The 2,656-nt window shown below is 67.5% G+C and carries 2 protein-coding genes; both read right to left on the bottom strand.

Translation table 11 applies throughout. The features are described from left to right. Window positions 1–124: 124 nt before the first annotated feature. Entirely contained in the window at window positions 125–952 is an 828-nt protein-coding gene (gene istB, locus TSO5_RS21990; RefSeq protein ID WP_109153607.1) for an IS21-like element helper ATPase IstB, read from the bottom strand. Then, window positions 949–2,430, bottom strand: coding sequence for an IS21 family transposase (istA, locus tag TSO5_RS21985; protein ID WP_247870885.1), 1,482 nt, complete (start codon window positions 2,428–2,430; stop codon window positions 949–951). The genes istB and istA overlap by 4 nt, the downstream gene beginning before the upstream one ends. Between the last annotated feature and the right edge of the window lie 226 nt (window positions 2,431–2,656).

The following is a 2,656-nucleotide window of genomic DNA, read 5'->3' as shown; positions in this document are numbered from 1 at the left end:
TATAGCGCGACATTGACGGTGAGGTGCGCGCGTCAATGAGGATGAGGTGACGGTCGCGCTTGGTGTCGCTCATGGTGCTCGGTTTCGACGGCGGCGACAAGGGTGATTGTCGCGCCAGCGTCAATCAAGCGTCCTGGATGATTGTCGCGGGCGCGACAGCGTCGGTCGGGACGATGGTGTCGCCGTTGGGCCGCGTGCGGGCGATTGCGGTTCGGCGCCGATAGCTCTCGACGTTCATCTCGAAGATGACGGCGTGATGCACGAGGCGGTCGATCGCAGCCACGGTCATGGCCTTGTCGGGGAAGACCTGATCCCAGGCCCCGAAGGCGGCATTGGCGGTGATGAACAGGCTGCGCCGTTCGTAGCGGGCCGCAATGAGTTCAAACAAGACGCTGGTCTCTGCCTGGTTCTTATGCACATACGAGAAGTCGTCGAGGATCAGCAGGTCGTATTTGTCGAGCTTCTCGATGGCAGAGGCCAAGCCGAGATCCTGGCGGGCGACTTGCAGGCGCTGAACCAAGTCGATGGTTCGGGTGAACAGCACCCGGTAGCCATTGTCGACGAGGGCATAGCCGAGGGCGGCCGCCAGATGGCTCTTGCCGGAACCGGGCGGGCCAAAAGCCAGCAAGTTGGAGCCCTTCTCCAACCAGCTGTCGCCCGCGGCGAGCGCCAGGACGTGAGCCTTGCTCACCGTCGGCACGGCGGCGAAGTCGAAGGCCTCCAGCGTCTTGCCGGGTGGCAGGCGCGCCTCCTGAAGGTGGCGCTGAATGCGCCGTTGCGCCCGCTCGGCCATTTCCAGTTCGGCCAAGGTGGTGAGCAGGCGGGCGGCGGGCCAGCCCTCCTTGTCGGCTCGGGCGGCGAAGTCCGGCCACAAGCGGGCGATGGTCGGCAGCCGCAAGTCGTTGAGCAGCAAGGGCAAGCGGGCGGTGTCGATCGAAACAGTGCTGGTCATTGGGCGGCTCCGGCGGTCGGCAACAGGGCGTCGTAGGCGGCGGCGGTCGGCAGCGTCACGGTGAGGGCCGGGGCGTCGGCGGCCGTGGCGGCAAAGCGCCGCTGGAGGGCGGCGAGGTCGGGCAGCTGCCCGGCGTCCAGCACGGTGTCGAGGGCGGCCGCCAGGTCGGCTTCGCAGGCGCGCTCGTGGGCCAGCCAGAGCAGGCCCACCATGATCCGGCAGGCCAGGCGCGGATCGAGCTTGGCACTCAGCGCCTCCCAGGCGCGGCGATAAGCAGCGCGGGGGAAGAGGTCGTCGCGGTAGACGAGATTGAGCAGCGCCTGCGGCTTGCAGCGCAGGCTGTGGATGACGTGCCGGTAGTCGATGACATGTCCGCGCTTGCCCTTGCCGCGCTGGGGTGCCCGGCCACGCGGCAGGGTCAGCACCAGCGTGCCGCCGAGCAAGCAGTCGAGACGGTCATCGTGGATGTGGACCTTCAGGCGATGGCCGATGAGACGCGACGGCACGGTGTAGAAGACCTTGCGCAAGGTGAAGCCGCCCGAGGAGGTGACATAGGCGGTCGCCTCCTCGAAGTCGGTGGTGCGGCGCGCGGGCAGGTCCTTCAGAGCCGGACGTTCCAGGTCGAACATCTTGCGTTGCCGGGCATTATGGCGGCCCACCACCTCGGCGACGAAGCGGCGGTAGTCGTCCAGGGTGGCGAAGTCGCGGCTGCCCCGCAGGGTCAGCGCTTGGTCGAGACGGCTCTTGAGATGGCCATGGCGGCTCTCGATGCTGCCGTTCTCGTGGGCGACGCCCCTGTTGTTGCGGGTCGGCGTCATGCGGTAGTGGGCGCACAGCGCTTCGTAGCGCTCGGTCAGATCCTTGCGGGCCTCGGCGTCGAGGTTGCGGAAAGCGGCCGACAGCGAGTCGGTGCGGTGTTCGGCGGGCACGCCCCCCAAGGCCCACAGGGCGTTTTGCAGGCCGTGGGTCAGCGCCACGAAGCTCTCGCCGCCGAGCACCACCTCGGCATGCTCCCAGCCCGAGAAGGCCAGGGTGAAATGGTAGAGGCGGTGATCAAGGGGTTGTCCGGCGATGGTGACCGCGAGCTCGGCGACATCAGTGAAGTCGGATAGGGCCTGCTGTCCGGGGGGATGCTCCTGGCGAAACATCACCTCCTGGTCGGGGCCATGCAGGGCCTTCCACGTCTCGATCCGGCGCTCCAGAGTGCGGCGACGGCGTTCCCAATCCTCGTCGGGGTAGCGGCGCCCCAACTCCTCCAGGACGGTGATCGGGCGGATGCCCGAACAGGTCCCGAGCAAGGGCAGAACGTCGGTTTCCCAGACCCCGGCGAGCGGGTCGGGCTTGCTGCGGCCGCGGCGGCGCTCGGTCTTCTTCTGGGACGGAAGCCGCGGGTCCTTCTCGAAGCGTTGGCCGGTGCTGAGGCTGAAGCCCGCTTTGGCGGCGGCGGCCTCTTGGCTGAGGGTGCGTCGGTATTCCATGTATAATCGTGCCTGCTGGTCGTTGATGGGTTTGCCGGGCACGGCGGGGATCCTCTTCTTGGCGGATGAAGATCCCTTTCCGTACCCACCAATCACGACCGCTGGCGAGGGCTTCGGCCCGCGCCAGTGTGGGGCCGACCTACGGCCGGGCTTCGCCCGCCCTCCGGTCGGCCCCACACTTCACCTTCAATGACGCTGGCACTTCACGTTCATTGTCGCGCTCCAG

It is taken from the genome of Azospirillum sp. TSO5, assembly GCF_003116065.1.
Classification (GTDB): domain Bacteria; phylum Pseudomonadota; class Alphaproteobacteria; order Azospirillales; family Azospirillaceae; genus Azospirillum.
This window is presented reverse-complemented; position numbering and strand designations above follow the sequence as displayed.

Coding starts and splice junctions, on each gene's coding strand:
- istB (WP_109153607.1), bottom strand. CDS start 952: ATGACCAGCACTGTTTCGATCGACACCGCCCGCTTGCCCTTGCTGCTC.
- istA (WP_247870885.1), bottom strand. CDS start 2,430: ATGGAATACCGACGCACCCTCAGCCAAGAGGCCGCCGCCGCCAAAGCG.